The sequence below is a fragment of the Vibrio sp. 1CM8B genome, assembly GCF_023161685.1.
Taxonomy (GTDB): Bacteria; Pseudomonadota; Gammaproteobacteria; order Enterobacterales; family Vibrionaceae; genus Vibrio; species Vibrio coralliirubri.
On the sequence record NZ_JALNTU010000004.1, the window covers coordinates 91,685 to 114,349 of the forward strand.

At 42.0% G+C, this 22,665-nt stretch carries 24 protein-coding genes; 17 read left to right on the top strand and 7 right to left on the bottom strand.

The window, feature by feature from the left end:
- Nucleotides 1-159: 159 nt before the first annotated feature.
- Nucleotides 160-1,047 (top strand): LysR family transcriptional regulator, encoded by an 888-nt coding sequence (locus MSG36_RS09255; protein ID WP_048612676.1) that lies wholly within the window; start codon nucleotides 160-162, stop codon nucleotides 1,045-1,047.
- Here the strand turns inward: MSG36_RS09255 and MSG36_RS09260 are convergent.
- The gene (locus tag MSG36_RS09260; RefSeq protein ID WP_248367458.1) at nucleotides 1,039-3,720 is read right to left on the bottom strand and encodes a bifunctional acetate--CoA ligase family protein/GNAT family N-acetyltransferase; all 2,682 of its coding nucleotides are present in this window, start codon (nucleotides 3,718-3,720) and stop codon (nucleotides 1,039-1,041) included. The genes MSG36_RS09255 and MSG36_RS09260 overlap by 9 nt on opposite strands.
- A gap of 216 nt (nucleotides 3,721-3,936) precedes the next feature.
- Here MSG36_RS09260 and MSG36_RS09265 point away from each other — a divergent pair, with 216 nt between their 5' ends.
- Both MSG36_RS09265 and MSG36_RS09270 read left to right on the top strand, forming a co-directional pair.
- Complete coding sequence (locus tag MSG36_RS09265) at nucleotides 3,937-4,500, top strand: SPOR domain-containing protein (RefSeq protein WP_017060092.1); 564 nt, start codon at nucleotides 3,937-3,939, stop codon at nucleotides 4,498-4,500.
- Nucleotides 4,501-4,679: 179 nt separating this feature from the next.
- Entirely contained in the window at nucleotides 4,680-5,675 is a 996-nt protein-coding gene (locus tag MSG36_RS09270; RefSeq protein WP_248367461.1) for a D-alanine--D-alanine ligase, read from the top strand.
- A 144-nt stretch (nucleotides 5,676-5,819) separates the two neighbouring features.
- Here the strand turns inward: MSG36_RS09270 and MSG36_RS09275 are convergent, their stop codons facing one another.
- Nucleotides 5,820-6,788 carry a tyrosine-type recombinase/integrase gene (locus MSG36_RS09275; RefSeq protein ID WP_248367464.1) on the bottom strand — a complete coding sequence of 323 codons (969 nt, stop codon included), beginning with the start codon at nucleotides 6,786-6,788 and terminating at the stop codon, nucleotides 5,820-5,822.
- A gap of 100 nt (nucleotides 6,789-6,888) precedes the next feature.
- On the opposite strand from MSG36_RS09275, the gene MSG36_RS09280 reads away from it, so the two are divergent.
- Nucleotides 6,889-7,257 carry a DUF3319 domain-containing protein gene (locus tag MSG36_RS09280; protein WP_052879566.1) on the top strand — a complete coding sequence of 123 codons (369 nt, stop codon included), beginning with the start codon at nucleotides 6,889-6,891 and terminating at the stop codon, nucleotides 7,255-7,257.
- A 3-nt stretch (nucleotides 7,258-7,260) separates the two neighbouring features.
- Nucleotides 7,261-7,572, top strand: coding sequence for a stress response translation initiation inhibitor YciH (gene yciH, locus MSG36_RS09285; RefSeq protein WP_008221404.1), 312 nt, complete (start codon nucleotides 7,261-7,263; stop codon nucleotides 7,570-7,572).
- 176 nt (nucleotides 7,573-7,748) lie between these two features.
- Here yciH and MSG36_RS09290 read toward each other — a convergent pair whose 3' ends face one another.
- Nucleotides 7,749-8,117, bottom strand: coding sequence for a DUF3693 domain-containing protein (locus tag MSG36_RS09290; protein ID WP_050053076.1), 369 nt, complete (start codon nucleotides 8,115-8,117; stop codon nucleotides 7,749-7,751).
- A 130-nt stretch (nucleotides 8,118-8,247) separates the two neighbouring features.
- On the opposite strand from MSG36_RS09290, the gene MSG36_RS09295 reads away from it, so the two are divergent.
- From MSG36_RS09295 to MSG36_RS09345, 11 genes are all read left to right on the top strand, one after another.
- Nucleotides 8,248-8,544 (top strand): hypothetical protein, encoded by a 297-nt coding sequence (locus tag MSG36_RS09295; RefSeq protein WP_050634301.1) that lies wholly within the window; start codon nucleotides 8,248-8,250, stop codon nucleotides 8,542-8,544.
- A 2-nt stretch (nucleotides 8,545-8,546) separates the two neighbouring features.
- Nucleotides 8,547-8,747 (top strand): hypothetical protein, encoded by a 201-nt coding sequence (locus MSG36_RS09300; protein ID WP_016792045.1) that lies wholly within the window; start codon nucleotides 8,547-8,549, stop codon nucleotides 8,745-8,747.
- Nucleotides 8,737-9,849, top strand: coding sequence for a replication initiation factor domain-containing protein (locus MSG36_RS09305; RefSeq protein WP_065105746.1), 1,113 nt, complete (start codon nucleotides 8,737-8,739; stop codon nucleotides 9,847-9,849). The genes MSG36_RS09300 and MSG36_RS09305 overlap by 11 nt, the downstream gene beginning before the upstream one ends.
- A complete protein-coding gene (locus tag MSG36_RS09310) occupies nucleotides 9,837-10,178 on the top strand; it encodes a DUF1293 family protein (protein ID WP_050634299.1) in 342 nt (113 codons plus the stop codon). Before MSG36_RS09305 ends, MSG36_RS09310 begins: the two co-directional genes overlap by 13 nt.
- A gap of 16 nt (nucleotides 10,179-10,194) precedes the next feature.
- Nucleotides 10,195-10,422: a hypothetical protein gene (locus MSG36_RS09315; protein ID WP_019350627.1), complete on the top strand. Its 228-nt coding sequence runs from the start codon at nucleotides 10,195-10,197 to the stop codon at nucleotides 10,420-10,422.
- Nucleotides 10,423-10,441: 19 nt separating this feature from the next.
- Complete coding sequence (locus tag MSG36_RS09320; protein ID WP_019350626.1) at nucleotides 10,442-10,657, top strand: hypothetical protein; 216 nt, start codon at nucleotides 10,442-10,444, stop codon at nucleotides 10,655-10,657.
- Nucleotides 10,658-10,780: 123 nt separating this feature from the next.
- A complete protein-coding gene (locus tag MSG36_RS09325) occupies nucleotides 10,781-12,031 on the top strand; it encodes a hypothetical protein (protein WP_248367467.1) in 1,251 nt (416 codons plus the stop codon).
- A 3-nt stretch (nucleotides 12,032-12,034) separates the two neighbouring features.
- Entirely contained in the window at nucleotides 12,035-12,379 is a 345-nt protein-coding gene (locus MSG36_RS09330; protein ID WP_050634067.1) for a hypothetical protein, read from the top strand.
- Nucleotide 12,380: 1 nt separating this feature from the next.
- Nucleotides 12,381-13,805, top strand: a complete 1,425-nt coding sequence (locus tag MSG36_RS09335) for a zonular occludens toxin domain-containing protein (RefSeq protein ID WP_248367470.1) — start codon at nucleotides 12,381-12,383, stop codon at nucleotides 13,803-13,805.
- A gap of 547 nt (nucleotides 13,806-14,352) precedes the next feature.
- Nucleotides 14,353-14,901 carry a hypothetical protein gene (locus MSG36_RS09340; RefSeq protein WP_248367473.1) on the top strand — a complete coding sequence of 183 codons (549 nt, stop codon included), beginning with the start codon at nucleotides 14,353-14,355 and terminating at the stop codon, nucleotides 14,899-14,901.
- Nucleotides 14,898-16,046: a DGQHR domain-containing protein gene (locus MSG36_RS09345; RefSeq protein ID WP_248367475.1), complete on the top strand. Its 1,149-nt coding sequence runs from the start codon at nucleotides 14,898-14,900 to the stop codon at nucleotides 16,044-16,046. Before MSG36_RS09340 ends, MSG36_RS09345 begins: the two co-directional genes overlap by 4 nt.
- A gap of 60 nt (nucleotides 16,047-16,106) precedes the next feature.
- Here MSG36_RS09345 and MSG36_RS09350 read toward each other — a convergent pair whose 3' ends face one another.
- Nucleotides 16,107-17,483, bottom strand: coding sequence for a class I SAM-dependent methyltransferase (locus tag MSG36_RS09350; protein ID WP_248367476.1), 1,377 nt, complete (start codon nucleotides 17,481-17,483; stop codon nucleotides 16,107-16,109).
- Nucleotides 17,484-17,732: 249 nt separating this feature from the next.
- Complete coding sequence (locus MSG36_RS09355; RefSeq protein WP_248367478.1) at nucleotides 17,733-18,107, bottom strand: regulator; 375 nt, start codon at nucleotides 18,105-18,107, stop codon at nucleotides 17,733-17,735.
- Between the two features lie 1,176 nt (nucleotides 18,108-19,283).
- On the opposite strand from MSG36_RS09355, the gene MSG36_RS09360 reads away from it, so the two are divergent.
- A complete protein-coding gene (locus MSG36_RS09360) occupies nucleotides 19,284-20,552 on the top strand; it encodes a GGDEF domain-containing protein (protein ID WP_248367480.1) in 1,269 nt (422 codons plus the stop codon).
- A gap of 731 nt (nucleotides 20,553-21,283) precedes the next feature.
- Here MSG36_RS09360 and MSG36_RS09365 read toward each other — a convergent pair.
- Both MSG36_RS09365 and MSG36_RS09370 read right to left on the bottom strand, forming a co-directional pair.
- Complete coding sequence (locus tag MSG36_RS09365; protein WP_004731009.1) at nucleotides 21,284-21,436, bottom strand: YoaH family protein; 153 nt, start codon at nucleotides 21,434-21,436, stop codon at nucleotides 21,284-21,286.
- A 41-nt stretch (nucleotides 21,437-21,477) separates the two neighbouring features.
- A complete protein-coding gene (locus MSG36_RS09370) occupies nucleotides 21,478-22,626 on the bottom strand; it encodes a conjugal transfer protein TraF (RefSeq protein WP_122080963.1) in 1,149 nt (382 codons plus the stop codon).
- Nucleotides 22,627-22,665 lie beyond the last annotated feature (39 nt).

Here is a 22,665-nt window from a genome sequence, read left to right on the forward strand (position 1 = left end):
AATTACTATTATTTGCATTTCAATTTATTTGTACTTTTGTCATTAAAAACATGCCTAAACCGTATAACTCATTGTATTAAAAGACCTTTAATGGTTCCATTTATCTGGTGAATGCTTCCATTTTTGTGATTAACCTCTCATTTATAAAGTAGGAAACTGATGCATAGTCCAATAACACTTGAAGCGTTACACATATTAGATGCCATCGACCGACGTGGAAGTTTCGCCGCCGCGGCCAATGAAATGGACAGAGCGCCTTCATCACTCAGTTATCAAATACAGAAGCTTGAACAAGATCTGGACATCATGATTTTTGACCGTTCTGGACATCGTGCAAACTTCACAGAAGCGGGCCAGTTGATACTTGAGCAAGGTAGGGTAATTCTTGGAGCAACAGAACGCCTTGTTAACGAGGCAAGCATTCTAGCCAATGGTTGGGAGCTCGATTTGACCATCGCCTTTGATGGTATTATCCCGATTGCTAACTTTTTCCCGCTGGTAGATGAACTAGGAAAAATCAGTAAAACACGCGTTCGTTTGCAAGAAGAGATCTTAGCAGGGTGTTGGGAATCCCTTTCAGACGGCCGAGCCGATTTGCTGGTGTGCCCAAAGGTTGACACTATCCCAAACGACATGAAAAGTGACGTTATCGGTAAAATGGAAATGGTTTGGGTAGCGGCATCGAACCACTATGTTCACAAACGTTCTGGTGAATTCGACCAAAAGGCGAGAGAAAGTTACAGGGTTATTGCTATTGCAGATACCGCGCGCGATCAGCCTGCACTAAGTATCAATATTCTAGAAAAACAGCCACGATTAACTGTGACAAGTTTTCCTGCAAAAGTAGAGGCTTTGACATCAGGACTAGGGATTGGCACTTTGCCGAATAGTGTTGCTAAACCTTTGATCGAATCTGGCGTTCTACAGCAGATCTCCGGTACCGAGCCGCAGCCTATTGATATCGTAATGGCTTGGCGACGCAACAAAATGGGCGACGCCAAGTCTTGGTGTATCCAACATCTTAAAAAGACATGGGCGTTAAAGTAACGGTAACACCATATCTGCAGTACCGTCTTCAAAACTGATATCTAGCTTAAAACCGAGCTTTTGAGCTAGTGTCAGCATCCCTCTATTGGTTGGCATCGTCATACCCGACATCTGTTTAGTCTGCTTCGCTCGACAGTAATCGATAACCTTAGTCATCAGAATGCGACCTAGACCAACACCTTTAAGGTCAGAACGAATCAATATTGCGAATTCGGCGTCCGTGTTCTCAGGGTTAATCAGCGCACGGGACACGCCGATGATCGCTGGAACGCCTTGTTCCTCGCGAACGACCACAAAGGCGATTTCTCTATCGAAATCAATCTGAGTGAAATTCGCCAACGCCTCATGATTGAATTCACCAACATCACTAAAGAAACGCTTATAGAGATCTTCCTTAGACACACGGTTAATGAAGTCAGCATGAAGCGGTTCATCTTCGGGAAGAATAGGGCGTAACAACACTTCGGTTCCATCTTTTAGCTGGATACGTTCTTCAAGCTCGACTGGGTAAGGGCGAATTGCCAACCTTTCTTGCGGATCTCCTTCGTAGGCTTTCAATATGATATCAGCGTCTAATATCGTGAATTTGTCTCCGTTGGCCAGCACTGGATGGATATCCAAATCATGTATTTCAGGGCAATCAACCACCATCTGCGATATGCGAACCAATAATTCAGAAAGGCCCTCTATATCAATCGGGTTAGGAAGCTTTTGTAGACGAATCTTGCCGCTTTTTATCGCTCGAATAATCAAGTAACGCGCCAGTGTCATGTTAAGCGGAGGGAAAGCTGCCGCAGCATCAATCGATTCATCCCACTCAGAGCCACCTTGACCAAGTAAAATGATAGGGCCAAAGGTTTCGTCCGTTGTGACCTTAACTCGCAGTTCTTGGCCACCCGCGAGCTTGGCCATTCCTTGAATTAACAAGCCATGGATGTGCGCTGTAGGGAAGGATAATTGAGAACGATCGAGAATTGCCTGAGCCGCATTGGCAACTTCACTGCTGTTTCGCAAATTGAGCATCACGCCTTGTACGTCTGACTTATGTGCAATATCCGGCGAACGTAATTTTACTGCAACGGGATAACCAATCGTTTCAGCGATGTGTACTGCTTCACTTGGGTCAGAAGCGATCCAAGTTGGTAACACATCGAGGTTGAAGCTCTTGAAAAACTGGCTATTTTGGTGAGTATCAAGGCTAACTGTGTCGTTATCCAGTAGTTGTCTTTCTATCCAACTTTTCGCATCTGCTAGATCTTCAATGTGTACTTTTTCTGCAGTAGTCGGCGTTTCCATTAACTGACGTTGGTTACGTCTGTACTCGACTAAGTGCATGAATGCGACCACTGAGCTTTCAGGGGTTCGATAGGTAGGGAAACCTGCTTCGGTAAACAGCTTTCGTGCAGGCCTTGCTGTTAGCTCACCAGACCAATTCGTCAGGATGTTAAAGCGCTTGTGGCGAGGGTGCTTTTTAATCGCTTCAATAATTCGCTCTGCCGTTTTGGCTGAATGTGCGACCGCAGAAGGGCTGTGCATAATAAGAATCGCATCAGCTTCATCACCATCGAGTAAGATGTTTATGGTGTCGATATAACGCTGATCACCGGCGTCTCCAACAATATCGATAGGATTGCTGTGAGACCAACTCGATGGCAACACCTTGTTCAACTTATCAAGTGTCTCTTCTGAAAACTCTGCAAGCTTACCACCGCGGTCAAATAGGGTATCCACCGCCATAATCGCAGGGCCGCCACCATTGGTAACAATAGCCAAGCGCTCGCCACGCAAGGGAACGGAATGAGTCAGTGTTTCTACCGCAGCAAACAGTTCATGTAAGTTCTTAACTCTTAGCATGCCGCTGCGTCGAATTGCAGAGTCGTAAATGATATCTAATGTGTCGGCACCACCAGTGTGTGCCATTGCAGCGGCTCTACCTTTCGCCGTTCGACCGCCTTTCAACACCAAAATTCGTCGATTGCGCGATGCCGCACGCGCTGCAGAAATAAAGCGCCTCGCATCAGTAATGCTGTCTACATAAAGCAATATCGCTTCGGTGTGAGAGTCGGTGCTAAGATAATCCAATAACTCCGAGAATTCGATATCGCTGCCATTGCCTATAGAGATAAACGCAGAGAAACCGATCTCTTTGTCATTAGCCCAATCGAGAATAGTGGTACACACAGCTGCCGACTGAGAAACAAAAGCGATCTTACCGGGTAATGCTGTCACTGGAGAGAATGAGGCGTTCAAATTTAACCAAGGGACAATTACCCCCAAACTATTAGAACCCAACACTCGAATGCTGTGTTTTTTTGCAATCGCTAGGCATCGTTCATCATACGTCTCACCATTATCGCTTTCTTGCTGCATGTCTGAAGAAAGCACAATGACAGAGGCTATACCTTTCTCAGCCAGCTCTTCAAAAATGGCGACATTGCGGGTCGCATTGGTACACAAGATTGCGAGATCAGGAACAATCGGTAACGACAAAATGTTCTTGTAAGAAAGCACACCGGCCACTGAATCATATTTCGGCGTAACCGGCATCACCGCACCTTTAAAATCCCCGTGCAATAAGTTGTTCATAACAATATACCCTGCGCGCGTTTCTCGTTGAGAAGCACCAACAACAGCGATTGAACGGGGTTTAAGTAGGGGATCAAGATGATTCATAGACATATCCTAGCAATGCACGTAAGTTCATCGTAACTTACTTTGCACTCACGAGTTGATGGCAAATTCACCGAATTCCGATGAATAAGCAAACACTGCATAAAGTTTGTGAAATAGGTCACCCACTAATGGTGTATAATCTCAAAGTTAACTTGATTCTAAACCGACGTATCGGCATGATTTATAGTAATTATTATTAAGGATATAGAGCTTTCCATGAAAAAATTTGCAATTGTGACTTTGCCACTGCTCTTGGCTGCATGTGTATCTGACGACTACGTTACCAATGTCACTTCAGATAGTTATCAAGAAGAGTACAAAACGGCAAAAGTTGAAGCTCCAGTTGTATCTCAATCTGAGCAAACAAGCGTTGTTGAAGAAAATGTTGTCAACGTTATCAGAACCGAACCTGTTGAACAGAAAGTCGCTCAAACGACTAAAGCTAAGCCAGTTGCAGTAGTGACAGGCCCAACCAAGAAACAACAAGACATGAACCAACGTTTTGGTTACACAGTTCAAGTTGTTGCTGTTGGCAGCCAAAGTAAAGTCGATTCTTTCGTGAAAATGCTGCCTACGACTTCTCAACCAGTTTGGGAAAACTACAAAATGGTTAACGGCACTAAGTGGTTCACGGTACTTTATGGTGACTACGCGACACGCTTAGAAGCTAAAAAGGCCATCTCAACACTGCCGAACACTTTCCAAAACTTGAAGCCGTTCGTTAAGAGCATTGATGACATCAAGAACTCTGAATACCCTACGCTTAACAAGTTGAACTAAGTTTTGATTCATGAAGAAGGGGCAAATGCTCCTTCTTTTGTTTTAAGACTCGCTGTTTTGTTTAATAGTTAATCGCTCGATCTTTCGAACCCAATTTTAACAATCAAAACACTGTACCTATCTCGACTTTTGTTTATCATTGAAGTCAGTACTCCTAGTTTCAAGGACCGAATTTACCCATGAACACCACAAACATCCTTCTACTTTGCGGCGGTGGATCTTCAGAGCATGAAGTATCTTTAGTTTCAGCTAATTACCTTTTTGAACAGCTCAATAGCGTTGCAGATTTTAACGTTGTAAGAGTTGAAATTAAAAACGAAGGCTGGTGTCTTGATTCAGGTGAATTGGTTTATCTTGATATTAACGACCAAACCTTACGCGGTGACAATTTAGCATCTAAAGTCGATTTTATTGTGCCTTGCATCCACGGCTTCCCAGGTGAAACAGGTGACATTCAATCCCTGTTTGAAATGGCTAAAATTCCATACCTAGGTTGTGGTTCAGAAGCTAGCAATAACAGCTTTAACAAAATCACGTCAAAGCTTTGGTACGACGCACTCGGCATTCCAAACACGCCGTACCTGTTCTTATCAGACAACAATGATCAAGCTCACTCACAAGCAACTCAAGCATTTGAAAAGTGGGGTAAAGTGTTTGTGAAAGCGGCTCGTCAAGGTTCTTCTGTAGGTTGTTACCAAGTTAACCAAGTAGAAGATTTAAGCGAGGCTATCAACAAGGCGTTCACTTTCTCGGACCAAGTATTGGTTGAGAAATCAGTGGTGCCTAGAGAGCTAGAAATTGCTGCTTATGAAATCGATGGCGAGCTGCATATCAGCAAGCCGGGTGAGGTGATTGCACCTAATGGCGCATTTTACTCTTACGAAGAGAAGTACAGTGCAGACAGTCACTCGATCACTGAAGTTGAAGCAAGTAACTTAACGGACGAACAGCGTGAATTGATTGCAGACAGCGCACGAAAAGTCTTCACTCAGATGAAGCTTCGTCACTTGTCTCGTATCGACTTCTTCTTAACGCAAGACAACGAGATCTACCTGAACGAAGTTAACACCTTCCCAGGCATGACGCCAATCTCCATGTTCCCTAAAATGGTTGAGCATGACGGCCACAAATTCAGCCAGTTCTTGGAGAATTGCGTGAGAACGAGCCTTTCTTAGGTTGTCTAACTCATTTTCGTTCACTTAGAGCTGAACCAACAAGTGCCTTGAGCTTTCTGCCAAGGCACTTGTTGTTTTTAAAGCCAGCTATTTTAAAAATCTATCGTTTGAACCGCAACTTATATCCAAGTAATCTGCGACCCGTCATTGCCAAGGTATTAACGCCTTAAACTTCATCTTCTCACTATCAGCCGTTCCCGTGAAACCGACATATTGAGCTGGCATTGCCGGGCTAAGCCAACGACCAAAGTCCTGAATCTCTCTCACCTTAAGACCTTGTTTCGACAACTCTTGTGCAGCACCAACACGAATCGAATTTCCAGAGAAATGGTGATTTTCTGGCAGTTGAAGTAAGTCGCTAGCTCTTCTCAAGATCCTGTAGATGGACGAATCATCTAAAGGCTGCAAACCAATATTCTCATGCTTGTCTATCGCACGAAATACTGGCAACTCATCTTGTATACCAGTAAACGAAAGCCAACGTTGAAGTGCAACACTGGCTATTTGTGACAACTGATAAGCCGAATCTTTGACTGTTACTTGGTAATGATCTTGAACGTACTCAACATCGGTCATCGATAACGCCTTAAGCTCTGAGCGCTTTAAAGCACACTCGAACATCACGTTATAAATAGCGATGTCTCTGATCTCTTTCAGATTTGCTTTCTCATAGGAGAGTAACGTATTTAAATCAGTGAGATGCGTAGATGTCATAGCATTGGTTTGTTTAGCGTCACCGGCCATTTGAGATTGTAAGTGGAGTAGGGTAAAGCGAACTTGCCTGTGCTTGATCGGGTTAGCAAAACTCAAGACAGTATGTAACATGCTCAGCGTTGCAGTGTAACGCTTTAAGGATGCGTATTTTCTATCGTTAGACTCCGTTTCAAGAAAACGACGAACAGCAGTTATAGATGCGGGAAGTGTGTTAATACGATGTTTGGTACAGAACGCATGATAGCGATTCCAATCACTGTAAATGCCCAACAGTGAATTGCGAGAGTATTGAAATCCTGTCAACTCATCTATAATTTCTATTGTCGCGTTGCTGTTTAATTTTTCAACAAATGAATTAATTATCACAGAGTCGGTTAAAATAGGGACTTTTTTTCTCAAATTACCATACCTCGACAGGTGTTTTTACCATATTATGCTTGATATCATTATTAGTATACTTATGATTAATGCAGTGAAAACAGAAAGATGATTAATAGATATGGCTAATTCAATTTACCGAAGCGTCCATCTTCAATCGATAGATGCTAACAACACAGTTTGGCGTGCTAAGTTAAAAAACAACGTTATTCAGGGCAACCTAGCTGCCGTGAAAAAAAGTATTGATTGGTGGATTGATACCGCATCTATTATTGATCCAAAAGAATTCATGTCATTAAATAAGTCGAGAGGAACTGGTGGCTCTACTGAAAACTTCAACGGCTACCAAATCAAGAATGACACCGGTGAGCCTAATGCGTGGTATTGCATGTTTAACGGTCGCTTAATCAAAGGCGGCAAGATTGCAATTCAACGCCATATAGAAGCTTACTTACTCGCAAAACAAAAAGCAGAGCAACAAAAGAAGTAAATTATGAGCCTAGTATATTCAACAGAAACAGGTCGTATTAAGCCTGAAGAAGAGAAAGTCCAACGTCCTAAAGGCGATGGGATTGTTCGAATCCAAAAAGAAACCAAAGGCCGTAAAGGCAAAGGCGTTTCTGTCGTGACTGGCTTAGACCTAGATGACGCACCATTAAAACTAATGGCAGCAGAACTCAAGAAAGTTTGCGGCTGCGGTGGCTCAGTAAAAGATGGCAACATCGAAATTCAAGGTGATGCTCGTGACAAGATCAAAGCGCACCTTGAAAAGAAAGGCTACAAAGTTAAATTTGCTGGCGGTTAATCTCTAACTAATACCAGGGTTAAAATCGAAGATTATTATCACTGGTTATTAGGTATTTTATGGTAAATAGCCAGTATGGTTAAATACACAGTATAAATTAGAGAATATCGACACAATACAAAGGCAGGGCATCACACAAAGATACCTGCCTTATAAACACCAAAAACCCGAGCTATTTAACATAACGTACATAATACGCAGTTGGCTAGGGCTTCATTTGGGGTAGCAACCATTAGTGCTAATCCACCGCAAGCCATTGAAATGCTTCTTAAACCAAGCCCGTTATACTTTTTTGCAATGCTGTTCCACAGTGTCTGTGCTTCGTACGTTTTTGCTTTATCTAACGCAAGACCAACTAATGCCTTTTCTTTATCCTCACCAACAATGTCAGCAAGCATAAGTACTTGATTCTCTTTTAAAAACGCTCGGTCTTTTCGAATATCCGTTAGCATTTGAGTGCTAATGCCTAAATCAGATGCGACTTGCTTATATTGGACATAGTTCATGTGCTCTTTATAAGCATCTATGAGTTTCTTTGTGTACATTTTGAAAACCTCGTTTGTTTCCTCTAGCTCGATTCTAGCTCATAAACACGAATTTTATCGTATTGCCACTACGAGATTTATCGTATTTACTGTACGGAAATCATCGTACTTACTACTTCTGGTGGCTTCTATGTTCCAAATTGAATCTATTGAATACGGCTCTGTTTTGAAATCTGAACACGTTAGCTTCTCTAACTATCCAGATTTCACACACGCGTCCGTGTCTCTTCATAACTCACCACTAGAAATCTGCTTTGAGTTCCTTGTTAGCGAACTTGAACTTGGCCAACGCACAATTGGCGAAGAACTTTTTCACACTGTCAGCTATAAGAATCCACTTTATAACTCTAGTGACTCTTTCACTTTTACGTTTGATGACGACCAAGAGCTTGAACAGTTCTGTGCGTTCTACGGTTTGGAACGTTAATCATGGATTCTATCTACTTCGACAACGAACCCAATCACGGTATCAACGCCTATTTTCCTTGGGGCCATAACTTCTTTAAGACTCAGCGTGACTTCTTCCAGTTCATGGAAGTTCATTACGGCATGGTGTCATTTCAGATTGTTGAAATCACCGATGAGAACTACCAAGAGCTTTTGGTTAAGGGTGTGTTCCATGCCATCTAAAAAGCCTCATAAGTTCCATGATGAAATTCGTCCGGTTCAAGTGGATCACTTAGCGTTTTCATTTTCGTACGGTTCGCTTAGACACTTGGACAACTCGAACGAACAAGACTTTATCAACATGCAGTTTCCTGAATTTAAGAAACAAACCGTCAAAGGACGCCTTAACTCACCAGAAGCTATAGAGAAATCAATAGAGTTACACCGTAACAAGTGTCGTAAGGTTTTAGCCGATAGGTTTGATGAGTTCATGGCGAAAGTCTTTAACTTCCGTCTATCGCCTATGCGTGGCCGTGGCTTACATGGCTATGAAGATTCGATGGTGATTTACGATTCTACGGGAACAGTTGAATGTGGCTTGGTCGGTGTTGGTGGTAACAACGATACGGTCTACGTACAAATCAATGGTACGGGTTGCGCTAAGTTGTTTGACTTCACCACACACAAAAAGGTGCATTGGTGGTTGTCACTTTTGGGTATCACTCGCCTAGCCCGTTTGGATCTCTGCGTGGATGACTACACCGGAATCTTTGACTGTAAGTATGCTGAGAAATGTTTTTATGAGGGAGCATTTCGCACTGCTTCTCGTGGTCGTGGTCCGACAATGGTTCCTCATAAGCGCGTTTCACAATCCGGTGAATTATCAGAGGAAGCCGTTTTAGTTGGCTCTCGTACCTCTGCAATCTACTGGCGTGTGTACAACAAGAAGTTTGAGCAAAACATCGCTGACCCTGAAGTGATTTGGTACCGCAATGAAGTGGAATTGAAGAAGTGTGATTTAGCACTACTCGCCTCGCCTGCTTCGGCCTTTGCTGGTCTTTGTGACTTCTCAGCAAGTATCGACCCTGCTGAACCGATGAAGATTGAGCTTAACAAAAAGAAAGCCGGTCTTGAGTTCTTTGCTCGTATTGCTTGGGTTCGTCGCCAATGTGGTAAAGCACTTTCTGAAGTTGTGGCAATGACTGAGGGTGACTTAGGTGAAGCATTCGGAATGCTCATTCCTACGCACCATAGACGCGCCAACTTTGAAACCTCGTTAGGCATTCCTGACGAATACACTAAACAGAAAATCGAAATTTTGGAGTCAAGAATATGCCTACAATAACTGGTATCTCTATCAAGCGTTTCCCGAAATCTAATATGGAGTTCGCGGAGCTGTCTGTCCTACGTGCCGTAGAAGAAGTCGATAACGAGAAGTTTCAGCAAACTGGTATCGGTTTCTCAACTGACATCCCTTACAACAAACAAGCTCTGAAAATTGATGTGGCCTACGCTCGTCAGCTTATCCAATCACGTGCTTTTGTTGCCAACCGTGACTACGAACTGAGCTTTGGTGCTAACCCAAATGATCCTCTAGACATTTTGGTGAACAAGCTCGTTCCTGTCGATGAAGAAATTAAAAAGCACTTCGATAACTTTATGAAAGCTAAGTAATTAGGTCTTAAGTGCTATGTCTATTTGCGTGACTGTTATTGATGGGATTTTGCAACAATCATCGGGGGATGTTTGTGAGTATGTTTTGGTCTCTAAAGAACAGTTAACGCACTTGGTTGATGGTCAATTTGATTGGTCATTACTTGAATTCGACAAATCTTTGTATGAATTCGTTGTCGGTCAGAGCTTGGCAACCTTTGTTGGTGGTCATGTTCTAGGCCGTGTATTAAAACACTTTCGTTAATCCATTTAGGAAAATTATTATGTTGAAATTACGTCAATTGGTTAGCAATAAAATCCTTGTTGCTTCTGTCGCTCTTACTTCTAGCTCTGCGTTCGCTGAAGGTGCAAATGAAACCGCTATCACAGCAGCTGTCGATGCGGGTAAATCTATGGTTAGCCTTACTACTTCTGGTGTAATTGGTATTGCTGCACTTGGTTTCGGTCTAGGTATGGTTGTCGCTTGGCTCCGTAAGTAATGATTGTCTCCGTTGTTCTTGGCTCTTTAATGTGTGCCTCATTCCTTTATGGGGTTTACACCGGAGTCATAGCAGGTTGATTGATTGGGAGCTTCGGCTCCCTTTTTTCATAAGGGATATATTGTGTTTCGTCTTATTGCTCTATTATTCTTTGCTTTCACTTCTAACGCTTTCGCACTTTCTAGCGTTTATCGTTCTCAAGTTTCAACTGTACCAGTAGGCACTGTGGGGACTGGTAGTGGTCTCCTTTCGCTAGCAAAGTCAGCCGAACCTAAGCGCATTACTTCTGGTAAGTGGTACGGCAAATATGTTTGCTATACCTCTTTTGCTCTTGGCACTACCACCATTCGCGCTAACTACAGAATTTACGAAAACGCTGACTGTTCTGGCTCTAACTCTGGCAATTCCTATCACATGATCACTTTTCAATCGACTGGCTCTTGTCCTGCAAATAAAGAGATAAATCCAAGTACAGGACTTTGTGAAAATCCATGCGAAAAAATGGAAGGTAACGAGCTCGGTACTGTTTCTTTTCCTGTGGGTACGCGTGACGTTGTGAATATTTGTAGAAACTCTTGTCGAGCCAAGTCAGACCTATTTTTCCCTGCTGCTAATCCTCCATACGGTGTTTTTACCTATACAGGTGATTCCTGTGATGGCTCAGAAACATCTGAAGGCGGTGACGGTTCTACTGGCGGTGATGGTTCTACTGGTGGCGATGGCTCTACTGGTGGCGATGGCTCTACTGGTGGTGATGGCTCTACTGGTGGTGATGGCTCTACTGGTGGCGATGGCTCTACTGGAGGCGATGGCTCTACTGGTGGCGATGGCTCTACTGGTGGTGACGGTTCTACTGGTGGTGACGGTTCTACTGGTGGCGATGGCTCTACTGGTGGTGACGGTTCTACTGGTGGTGACGGTTCTACTGGCGGTGACAATGGCTCTGGCTCTGGCTCTGGTAGCAATAATGGCGACTCTGGTGATGGTCTTACCAAAGGTGATATCAAAGATGTTCTCGAAGACGTCTTTGGAAAATCAGAGTCATTCACTGCACCAGGTAAAGGTAATGGTTTTGCTGCTAACACAGTACTCACCACGTCACTTGATGATCTTAAAACTGAAATTGATGAGTTAGAAGAAACACTTGAAAGCAAGCTCAAACAATCCCCTCTAAAACTAGGTCAAATGTCTTTTTCTGACGGTTCATATGACGGTACAAGCTTCTTTCTTAGTCGATGGGATGTTGATGTAGGTTTCAATCTTTTCAGCACGTTAGGCTCCACCAATAGCAATATGATTCGAACCGTTATCTTATTCATCGCCACTCTATTAGCTGGCTTTATCTTGCTTTCCTCTGGTCGCTCTAAGGTATAAATCATGGAATATTTCTACAGCGCACTTGATTATATTGTTTCTGTCTTCGGCAGTATTTACGACTTCTTCGCCACCATACCGGACTTGTTTCTGGAGGTGTTCACCTACGCATGGTTTTGGTTCATTAAGCTCTATATCTACCTAAAAATCCAAATGCTAGAAATGGCCTATAACGTTGCCTCTTTGCTGCTTTCTGAATATGAGGTCTACACGGTGTTGAACATGGCCTTTAACAAGCTTCCCTCAGACTTGCGCTTTGCTTGTTACCAGTTCGGCATTGTTGATTCAGTTCGAATTGTTGTTGATGCGTTTGCCACGGCATTTGTGCTTAGAATTATGGGGTGGTGATATGGCTGTTTCTTTTCGTCATGGCTCTAACGGGGCTTATAAAACCGCATACGTTACATGGTTCGAAATCCTCCCTGCTTTGCGTGAGGGTCGTATCGTTGTCACCAATATTGAGGGCTTGAAACCTAAAGAATCTATCGAAGAATTGTTAGGTGAAAAGTTTCCAGATTCAGCACGCTTGATTAGGATCTTCACACGATCTTCTGAGGGGGTAATGCTCTGGCAAAATTGGTTTAACTGGATGCCCCTTGGCGCATTCGTTGTGATTGATGAGTGTCAGGATTTGTATTGTCCCGAAGCAGGATTTAAGCGTGAGAAGTTCTTACAAAAGCCTTTCTCTGAGTTCGTGGATTATCTACCTAAAGACTTTTCAGAACTGTTCTATTCTCGTTGGCTTCCGGTTGACCCTGATTCGTTTGAAGTGGGTGACGTTGATGATTGCGAACGAACCCAACTCGATGAAAATAACAGACTGCTCTACCCGTTCGACTTCTACGGTGCATTCATGCGACATAGAAAATACCAATGGGATATTGTCATGCTCACACCTGATTACACTGCAATCCCCACTTGGTTAAAAGGGTGTGCCGGTGAAGCTTATTCTCACCGCTCAACAGATACGTTCTTTCGAAGTCGTAAGCCTAGGATTTTTAACCACCCTCCAAAATCCACTAAGACAGCTCCTTCCACTAAGGCCGACATGGCTAGTAGTACCACCAAGAAAATCCCTGTTGATGTGTTCGCGCTTTATCAGTCCACAGGAACCGGAGGCTTTAACGCTACTAAGTCTGATATCTCGGTTTTGAAGTCTCCAAAATTCATTCTTGCGATCCTTATCGGTGTCGCGGCCATTGGCAAATTTCTATGGGATTTATCTTATGTACTATCTGATTCTGATGTGGGTGAAGTTCAAACGGTTGATGCGCCAGCTGCCTCTACCAACTCGCCTACTCTATCTACTCCGGTTAACGTTCCAGTATCTGAAAATGTTCCTATCCAAGATGGGGAAAGTTCTGTTCGGGTGGGTTCTAGCAATGCTACTTCTCAAGCTTCTGCTGAAAATGTTCCTGATGCTGTGAATCCTTTCTTTGATGCTTTTCCCGTATTCAACGGCTCTACAGCGGTCTATCTTACGTCAGTAAGTAGAACGGTTTATCCAAAGGGCTTTGGTGAGTATTCAGACTTTGTCTTTAGGATAGATAAAGGTGTAGACACCTTTTATATACGTTCGGCTGTATTGAACCGCTATGGCTACCGCTTCGAATTGATTGATGATTGCTTGATTCAAGTGCGCTCTAAAACAGTGTCGAGGGTTTTAACGTGTCCACCTACATCCAGTGGCGTTGCTATCGCTTCTGAAAGTAACGATTTGATGAGTGGTAGAGTCGAAGACGTTCAAAGGTCTGTCGATATCTTCAGCATGTGACGAATGACATACTTGAACGGTGGTATGTCAAAAAATGACATACTCGCCCCGCAGGGATAAGGGCACTCGATACAGTTCTTGGGTATGACTTCCCTAAATGCCCGAAAAGCAGCGAAGCGTAGCTGACTTGATGAAACCACATCACTAGCCCTTCACATTGCCAAGATCACCCTAGCAGAGCCTCACAACATTAGTGGGGCTTTTTGCTACTGCAACCCATCTTACTAACAACTCTTTTCTATTCTGCTCACAGCTTCGCGTGAGTCGTGAGAGCTGAACAGCGAGCGCGACGCTGTGGGCAGCAACCCCCGTGTTGTATCACGGGGGTAAATTCGACCTAACCAAAAGGTTTGCATCAACTTATCTTTAAAGCAAGCTCTTAAATTAGGGTTAATGTACGTCCCATTTATCGGTATAGGTGAAGTAAATTCATCTTTCTTTTTCTGTACTTAAAACCACTTATAGATCATGTTATTGATACTACTTCGTTGATATATATAATAAATGGTATATATGTGTATCCGTTATATAATATGAGGAATTGCCGTTGTCGATATCATTAAACGATGAATTTAGTCCAGAAGATTTGGATAAAATGAAAGGCACCCAATTTGGGCGCTCAGCTCTACTTAGGATGTACGAAGAGTCTGTTAGACTGATGCCTCACTACTATGCCGATTATATAGATGACATCCCTCAACTTGAGTGGAAGAATTGTAAGTTCATGGACCCCAATGCAGATGTTCCTGATGAGAAAGGTGTGTACGCATTCTCAATTGAATTTGACAATGGCATCCTGCCAAACAACTCTTACATAATGTATATAGGAAAAGGTGGTGAGCTTGGTAACAAAAGTTCAATTCTAAAGAGATATAAATCGTATAGTAAGTATAAAGAAGAGCCATGTGATCGCCCTAAGCTACATACGCTTTTTAATTTTTGGGTTAACCATATCACTTATAGCTACGCGGTTACTCCTGCCGGAATATCTCCTGGCGAAGTAGAAAAAAAACTAAACAACATATTTCAACCTCCCTATAGTTACATGGACTACAGCGTTGAGGTAAAACTAGATCGCAAAGGAGCAAACTTATGAATAATCTGATGATCCCATGTTTGAAGGGAAAAATCGGGTCTTGGTTTACATATACTTCTTTGATGACCTTCGAAGATATCGACCGCTTGATTAGTTTTGCAGACGATCTTCATACTATCAAAAAGCTGTCTGATATGATTCAAAGGGAAATCGAAAATGACAGAGCGACTGACATAGCTGAATATATAAACAGCAATGTAGATCACTTTTTCAACGCATTAGTTATTGGGATTTATGAAGGTGACCCGAGATGGCATCAATTTGACGGCATTAATTCAAATAGCGACGCCAATGACGAGGCCACAATACCATCATATGCTCGAGAGTGTTTTGGTTTCCTTTCTTTGACGGAAAAAGAACGTATGTTTGCTTTAGATGGCCAACATAGACTGGCAGGTATAAAGGAAGCTCTTAAGCAAGATGATAAGCATAAACACAATACGCTTCCGGTCATTATTGTGTCTCATAAAAACACTCCAGAAGGTATGAGGAAATCCCGAAGACTTTTTACAACCTTGAACAAAAAAGCAAAACTGGTCAAAACAGAAGCTATTATTGCGTTGGATGAAGACGATTTGGCAGCTTGTGTAACCCGGGATATTATCGAGAAAGGAGGTTACTTTACTGAAGATAACATCTCGTTCTCGACAAGAAACCTATCTGACCGCCGACATATTACAACCCTAGGTTCAATCTTTAAGTGTGTACAAGAATTAGGAGCAAGTTTCTTTAACGTTGAGTTGTCAAAGTTGGAAACTATTAAATATTCTGATAAAAAACGAGATAGCTTTTTCAAGTTTGCTAATCAATTTTTCACTGCGACTATTCAAAATAGCGAGCAACTCAAAGAAGCTGTGGATTCAAGAGATTTTGCTTCTATCGTTGCAAAATACAGAGCGAATGATAATTCTGATCACTTGTTATTTCGGCCACTTGGATGGCAGTTGTATACACAAGCATTTGTTCTACTGCACAAACAAGGGCTCTCCCCTGAAGAAGCAGTTGTTCAACTGATAGGTCAGAAAAAACTGTTTATGTCTGAAAAACCATTCGTCGGTAAGATCTGGAGTAAAACTAAAATGACAATTAACGAACCTACAGCCAAGAACCGAGTAAAGTTAATTAACGAAATGATTGCACAGTAATCTTGCCTTTCAAAAGCTCCTATAAAGGAGCTTTTTACATCTAATCAAGACAAATACCACTCAAGATTTCCTTTGCCATATATAAGAGTGAAATTCTTCGTTCGAAGGGTTATCACCCTTGAAGGAACTCCACCTATCTACAAATACTAAGTCGAACTTAGAAAGTCTGATAGACTTTTCTAAGTCGTCTTTGGTATGGAAATAAAATTTTCGTGTGTCTTTAGAGCTAAAATTTTTGTCTGTTTTAAAAGATGCAAACAGATATCCTCCAACTTTTAGAGACCTAGCTAGCCTCGCAATTGCTTCTGGCATATCAGATTCAGGAACATGAAGTAAAGATGCATTAGCCCAGATAGCGTCGAACTCTTCATAATAATCGACATCCATAAAAGACATCTGTGTACAAAATGAATACGGATACTTCCTCGTGATTTCACACATCCTGCTCGACAAATCAAAGGATTGGACCTTATAACCTTTAGATATGAAATAGCGGGTATCTCTTCCGACTCCACAGCCAGCATCAAGAATTCTGCCACCATTCCCGATTAATTTTCTAAACCTATCATAACTATCTTCCATATCGACATGGTTAGTCTCACGATAGTAAGCATCAGCATTGTTATCATAAAACTGTATGGTTTGATCAATCATGTGACGGTAGTAAACCTTTTTTAATCTTTCTTTTATAGTTAAATTATTGCGCAGTTTGTCTAATTTGTAATGGATTTTTTTGACTTCATTATCAATAGCACCGTCCGTTTCAAGTGGAAAGACAATATTTTCCATACTTTCTGGTGCCCCTAGCAACTTACCCTTCGCAGCGATTTCCATAACCCGAAAGTGTGCGCAAAGTTTGCCTAGTAAAGTTGACAACGCCGTATTTTCGATTGCGCCACTATTCTCTTCAATGAATTCGATATTCTTTTTTGAAATACGAATAATACTATCTAGTATCTCTATATCGTATTCCGACAGTGTATTCAGATCATTCTGACGAAGATATCTAATCGTACGAAAATGGCGACCTTGTTTCTTCTCTTGGTCTTTTAGGTCAATAGCAAACATCTCGTAAAGTAATTTAGACTCTTCTCTTAGCTCCTTCAGGGGGCCAAAAAACGTATTTAAGTGTTCTTCCAGTCTCTCAATCTTCTTTTGGCTACGGGCTTCTTTTCGATCAGCACCATATTTATAGAATATAAAGATTGCTCCCAACAGACTCACAATTGGTGCTATCTGCCCAGTTACAGTTTCAAAAGTTGGCTTTTCACTTGGAGGGGCTTGGCCTACTGAAGCATTGGTTCCAGTTAGGGCTGGTGAGTTGACTAGATGTATCGACAGTTCATGAGAAAGATTAGCTTCTTCGATCTTACAAGGTAAGCACGCAAAAGGGCCGATAGACTCAATTGTAGTAGGCTCTTCGTTAATGTTGTTCATGGTAGTGATAATCATCGATAAGAATAATGCCAATACTAACATATTGAAGAAAAAGCGTATATTTTCAAATTTGAAGGTTAAATTAACAAGATTTCTAACATGGATTGTACTTCAGCAGCTTAATTGTTGGTCGAATTGAAACAGACAAATTTCAAACAATAAACGAGCGGTAGATAGGTCCCCAACACATGCGTTTGAACGCGAAGTTGGGGCTCTTTTTGTCTATGTCCCCCAATCGGCTAAGCTAAATCAACTCATTTGCTTAATGTTAGCTATCGCTCTAGCAAGGCCAAGTAAGTGTGTTGAAGTCTTAATTTCTAACTCAGATTGAATCCCCAATAGTGCAATTCCTGCCAATATTTGTTGCGGCCGCACCACTTGTCCAGTCGGCAGCTCCATACTGTCGTATAACATTTTGAACTGTACCCAATCTTCACTAATACTAAGTTCTCTGCCTTTGGCCATTCGCATAAGTCTTTTGCATTCGGGAGGTATCGGTTTTCCCTCATCCCAACCTGTGACTGTTCTCACAGTTTTAAAACACAGTTCAGCGACCTCTTCCTTCGTCATTTGGCACTCTAACTCTCGAAAAATGTAATTCTTACTCATTTCGCGATACTTCAATGATAAAACCTCTAAATACAAGAGGTTGCACTACATTTATAAGATATGCACCATTAAACATAATCAGACATAATACGCAGTCACGTGTGGTTAATTCTAAAGGTAGTATTCTCATCGTTTGTCCTTAAAACCCTCATTCCAACTGACTCTTACGCTTCTTGCGTCGACCAGAGCTTTCTTAGTGCATTTGAAATCAAATAATTATATGTACGGCCAGCGTCTACACAATTCAATCTTCATTCAGTAAATCTAATTGACGAGAAACTTTGTCCGTCTAGTTAAACTTATCTTGCCACTTCTTTGTTTGCATTCATGGTTCGCTGCGCTGTGTGTAATTCTTGTGAGCATTGCTGTTGTTTCTATTCCAGATTTCACACTCGCGACTAATGTTTCTTATCAACTGCACATGCTGAGCTCTCGTTTAAATCTATCAACTAATAAAGTTCATGTGTCTTAAGTAGATTCGCGCACAGATTTTGCGAACCTTGCTAACGATTCTCTCTAGCGTTAGTACTTTGTGTTTAGCGAGATTATTAAACGGCAATGCTTGTCCTATGTTGTTTGAAACACCGTGCCAAGCTACCGCAAACATGTTTACATAGATTCATTACACTTATACGCTGGTACACAACACCGATACTTGGGAGATCCATAATCACGGTTTACCTTGAAATAGCGTTCAATTGAATTTAGATAAGCTTTAGCAATAAACTTAAGAGTAGCTTGAAACCCATCGTTCTTTGTTTTGCTTTACTTGTTTTCTCTAGCTGATATGCCCGCTTTTAAAGTCGCAATGGTGTTACCACCTGAGATTAGAAAGCTTATAAAGCGTTTAATGGTTTATCGACACATGTAGTCAACAAATAAAGTGACACTGTAGCTAGCTGTACAGCTAAAGCTTGGTCCTATGGAACACAGAATCAAGAACTCAAACAATAACTGTACATTTATACAGTTAAATGATTAACCCCTTAAAAACGTCACCTCTCGTATAAATACCGAACAAAAACAACGCTATTTAAGCATATATCGATCGCTGGGCGCGTGTTTTTTGGTGAAGAACGACTGTATCTGGCTTGTTGACCAAACGATATTAGCCAATCCAAAATCGAATCCCTAGTTGCGCCTGAATACTCCATCACGCATAATGTTACAGGTTTACGTACGAAATATATTATGAGCGACAAAGCATTCAGACAACTCAACATCTTCTTCTCTGTTTTTTGCCTGGCAATGACCGTACTGTCGCTGATCTCTTTCCATACCATCATGGATAAGAATTACATAATCACACCAGACAGATACCCTACACGCGTTAACACAGATAGAGACCATGATGGCGGCACTATAGGGTTATTACACAAGTCAAAGGATAAAATTGAGTTACAGTGTGACTTTAATCGTACCTATAGTTCACCTTTCTGTGAGGTTGAATTTGTTCTTTCAACTGAAGGTAAAGGCTTAGATCTCTCCAGATTTGATTCTGTGACCATCAATATGGAATATGAAGGTCAAGAGGATCCAAGGTTTCGATTCTACATACGTAACCACGACGACAACTACAGCGTTAAAGGCGACCCTATTTCTAACAAGTTCAATCGCCTAGATTTCTCACTCCCCGATAAAAGACACATCGACTTAGACTACTTCAATGTCCCTTTATGGTGGATTGACTACTACAACCACCCGATAACCAACAGCGCTGTCGATATTACTAACGCTGTTTCAGTTGAATTGGGGCTGGGAGCTAGCACGCTCGATGGCCACCATACTCTGACGGTCGAGAGCATTGTTTTCCACGGTAAGATTATAAATAAGGTTATGTTATGGAAGATCTTGATTAGCTTATGGGTAATCTACGCGGTCTGCTATGTCTGTGGGGCGTCATACGTAGCTAGACGAGCGAAAATGTTTTCAGTAGAGCAACAGCGTTTGTTAGCCCAAGAAATCGAAGAGTTAAAAATAAAGGCGACTACCGACCCTCTAACTGGCTGTCGTAACAGAACCGAAGCGTTAGATACCTTTTATGATTTTGAGCGTCTTGCACAACAAGGAAAGACAATTCACATTGCTCTATTTGATTTGGACCATTTTAAGCAGGTCAACGACCATTACGGACATGAAACCGGCGATCAAATTCTTATTCTGTTTGTCTCAACGGTGATCGACAACCTTGGTGAGCAATACTTATTGTATCGTTGGGGCGGCGAGGAGTTCTTGTTAGTTTGCATAGAACAAACAACGCTACAGTGTAACGAGACTATTGCTCAACTCTACTCCTCAATGGACGAAACCACTTGGCCTAAAGGGCTTCGCATCACCGCATCCGTTGGTTTTACCCAACTTACACAGAATGAATCGATTCGTTCAGCTATTAAGCGTGCAGACAAAGCACTCTATCAAGCTAAAGACAACGGACGAAACCAAGTCGTTACGTTTGACTAAGCCTCGCCAGACTGGCCTACAGCTCAATATTCAATGCTCTATCAACACACAATCAATACCCCGTCGATATCTACTCTCTATTTAGTCAGCAATTACACTTTTAACGGCTGACTAAACAAGTCCATGAGCTTTGCTCTCTCATCAGAATTCTATTCGATTCGCACACACACTATCCGTAATACCGCCATCATTAGCATTCTCAAATTGATACGCGTCGTTCCTTAATCGACTTCTATACAACTCCTTTACTCCTCGTAACTTATTCTGTACAGCACATATGTGGCAACGCAGCTTGCTCTAAGCCGTTTGTAAGTCACTCTCCCTGGGAGTCATTATTATTAACGCTGTGGCTTGTTCTTCGATGAAGTCCTCATTTGTCTGCTTCTGAGCATTCATGCACTCGTATCCGCTAAAAATAGAAGTCACAACGTCACTAGTCTTAAAAAACGCCATATTTTTAAGCACTTAGATGTGGTGACATAAATGCTGACACCTAAAATGGCGATTGTTTTACTTTCAGATCTTGCTGTAATTTAATTACAACTCAAAGCCAAGGAAAGCCTGAAAAGTGGATTACTCCGACATAACTCACTGAATAAACGGAATTTAATAGTTTTGGATAGGTCGGGAATTTAGGGTAGCTAAAGAGTTGGTATGTACGAGATAATGTACTAGAGGGTAATATATATAGTTATAGTGCACTAAAGGGTTAAAAAAGAAGGGCTGATGCCCTACTCTTCTTTATTACTCATTTCTTCACGAATTTGCTCAGCAACGATTTTGATAGCTTGTGCTGTGCTGATGCCCTGGGTCATCATTTCTTGAATTCGTTCAACAGCTTTCTGTTGTTCTTCGTGAGAAAGGGTTGGTAAGTCGTTTAGCATGCTCTGCTCCTTTATTTAGGAGCAGAACTATATAAGGACTGTTAGTAACTAGCAAGGAAATTGATTGAAGCACCCATTGCATTTTCGTTTGTGTAGTTTGCACTTAGATCTAACTGGAACAAGTTGAGTGGCGAGATACCAATACCGGCTGTGACTGTTCCTTCTGAATCAGAGTAAGCCAGGTTCTTGTAGTACCCTCCCCTTAACTTAAGCTGACGTAACAGGTCAACTTCAGTACCAACACGAATCATCTGTTCGTTGTCTTCGAACGAAGTAAACTTCTCTGCTTCATTCAAATCATAATCAACACTCAACGTAAAGTAATCAGAAACGATCCCCGCACCAACAGTGTATACCGGCTCTAGTTGGTAAGTGTATTTACCACCAACTTGGTGTGTCGCACTACTTGTGCTGCTGGTAAGTGTTCTTGTTGTGTCTTTTGTTTCGATATCTCTAGAGATCAAGTTAGTTGCTGCAACACCCACTCGGAACGGGCCGAAGAACCAAAGCGCACCGGCATCCATGTTGAATGCTGTGTCGCCATCGCTGTTTTCTCTAACGTCAGACAAATCGTAATCATTGACCGACGCAACATAGTTGTACGTGTAAATACGTTGAATCTTAGGTGTGATACCAAATGAGATATGTTGACCCATAAAGGTTTGGTATTTTGCTAAAGAAAGGCCTACTTCTGCTACACCGATTGAAACCGCTTCAACAGTAGACAGTTCTACTTTGTCTTCATCTGAACCTGTCGTATAAACGTTAGGAGTCGCAAAGGATTCTGTATAAGCTTTAGCGAAAAGGTTTGCCGCAACAAACTGATTAGGAAGAGCAAACGCGACAACACCACCGAGTTCTACATTAGCTTGGTTGCCATCAAGTTTGTTAAGCGCTGCATCTAAGTCTGCGGTGTTTGACGCATCAACGACACTATCGATATTCGATTTCATGTCGTTAGGGTCATTATAATTACCGCCAAAACTTGGCGTGATCATTCCCATGTCATCATTACGACGATAAATGGCAACAAGTGCTGGGTTATAGAATGGAGCAGTTAGGAAGTTTGCTGAAACAACACCAACACCACCCATCGCATCACCACGCGCTTCAATGGCGTAGTTTGCTGCTGAAAGAGGAAGACTGGCGAATGCAATTGACGCTGCGAGTAGTTTTGTAGTTTTTTTCATGCCGTTTATCTTTGTTAGATCCCTTACATAGTTAACGGC

Excerpts from the sequence above, each read along its gene's own strand:
- yciH (WP_008221404.1), top strand. The coding sequence starts at position 7,261 with ATGAGCCTAGTATATTCAACAGAAACAGGTCGTATTAAGCCTGAAGAA.
- MSG36_RS09350 (WP_248367476.1), bottom strand. The coding sequence starts at position 17,483 with ATGAACAACATTAACGAAGAGCCTACTACAATTGAGTCTATCGGCCCT.
- MSG36_RS09330 (WP_050634067.1), top strand. The coding sequence starts at position 12,035 with ATGGAATATTTCTACAGCGCACTTGATTATATTGTTTCTGTCTTCGGC.
- MSG36_RS09270 (WP_248367461.1), top strand. The coding sequence starts at position 4,680 with ATGAACACCACAAACATCCTTCTACTTTGCGGCGGTGGATCTTCAGAG.
- MSG36_RS09295 (WP_050634301.1), top strand. The coding sequence starts at position 8,248 with ATGTTCCAAATTGAATCTATTGAATACGGCTCTGTTTTGAAATCTGAA.
- MSG36_RS09315 (WP_019350627.1), top strand. The coding sequence starts at position 10,195 with ATGTCTATTTGCGTGACTGTTATTGATGGGATTTTGCAACAATCATCG.
- MSG36_RS09320 (WP_019350626.1), top strand. The coding sequence starts at position 10,442 with ATGTTGAAATTACGTCAATTGGTTAGCAATAAAATCCTTGTTGCTTCT.
- MSG36_RS09255 (WP_048612676.1), top strand. The coding sequence starts at position 160 with ATGCATAGTCCAATAACACTTGAAGCGTTACACATATTAGATGCCATC.
- MSG36_RS09290 (WP_050053076.1), bottom strand. The coding sequence starts at position 8,117 with ATGTACACAAAGAAACTCATAGATGCTTATAAAGAGCACATGAACTAT.
- MSG36_RS09310 (WP_050634299.1), top strand. The coding sequence starts at position 9,837 with ATGCCTACAATAACTGGTATCTCTATCAAGCGTTTCCCGAAATCTAAT.
- MSG36_RS09305 (WP_065105746.1), top strand. The coding sequence starts at position 8,737 with ATGCCATCTAAAAAGCCTCATAAGTTCCATGATGAAATTCGTCCGGTT.
- MSG36_RS09345 (WP_248367475.1), top strand. The coding sequence starts at position 14,898 with ATGAATAATCTGATGATCCCATGTTTGAAGGGAAAAATCGGGTCTTGG.
- MSG36_RS09370 (WP_122080963.1), bottom strand. The coding sequence starts at position 22,626 with ATGAAAAAAACTACAAAACTACTCGCAGCGTCAATTGCATTCGCCAGT.
- MSG36_RS09265 (WP_017060092.1), top strand. The coding sequence starts at position 3,937 with ATGAAAAAATTTGCAATTGTGACTTTGCCACTGCTCTTGGCTGCATGT.
- MSG36_RS09360 (WP_248367480.1), top strand. The coding sequence starts at position 19,284 with ATGAGCGACAAAGCATTCAGACAACTCAACATCTTCTTCTCTGTTTTT.
- MSG36_RS09300 (WP_016792045.1), top strand. The coding sequence starts at position 8,547 with ATGGATTCTATCTACTTCGACAACGAACCCAATCACGGTATCAACGCC.
- MSG36_RS09280 (WP_052879566.1), top strand. The coding sequence starts at position 6,889 with ATGGCTAATTCAATTTACCGAAGCGTCCATCTTCAATCGATAGATGCT.
- MSG36_RS09365 (WP_004731009.1), bottom strand. The coding sequence starts at position 21,436 with ATGCTAAACGACTTACCAACCCTTTCTCACGAAGAACAACAGAAAGCT.
- MSG36_RS09260 (WP_248367458.1), bottom strand. The coding sequence starts at position 3,720 with ATGAATCATCTTGATCCCCTACTTAAACCCCGTTCAATCGCTGTTGTT.
- MSG36_RS09335 (WP_248367470.1), top strand. The coding sequence starts at position 12,381 with ATGGCTGTTTCTTTTCGTCATGGCTCTAACGGGGCTTATAAAACCGCA.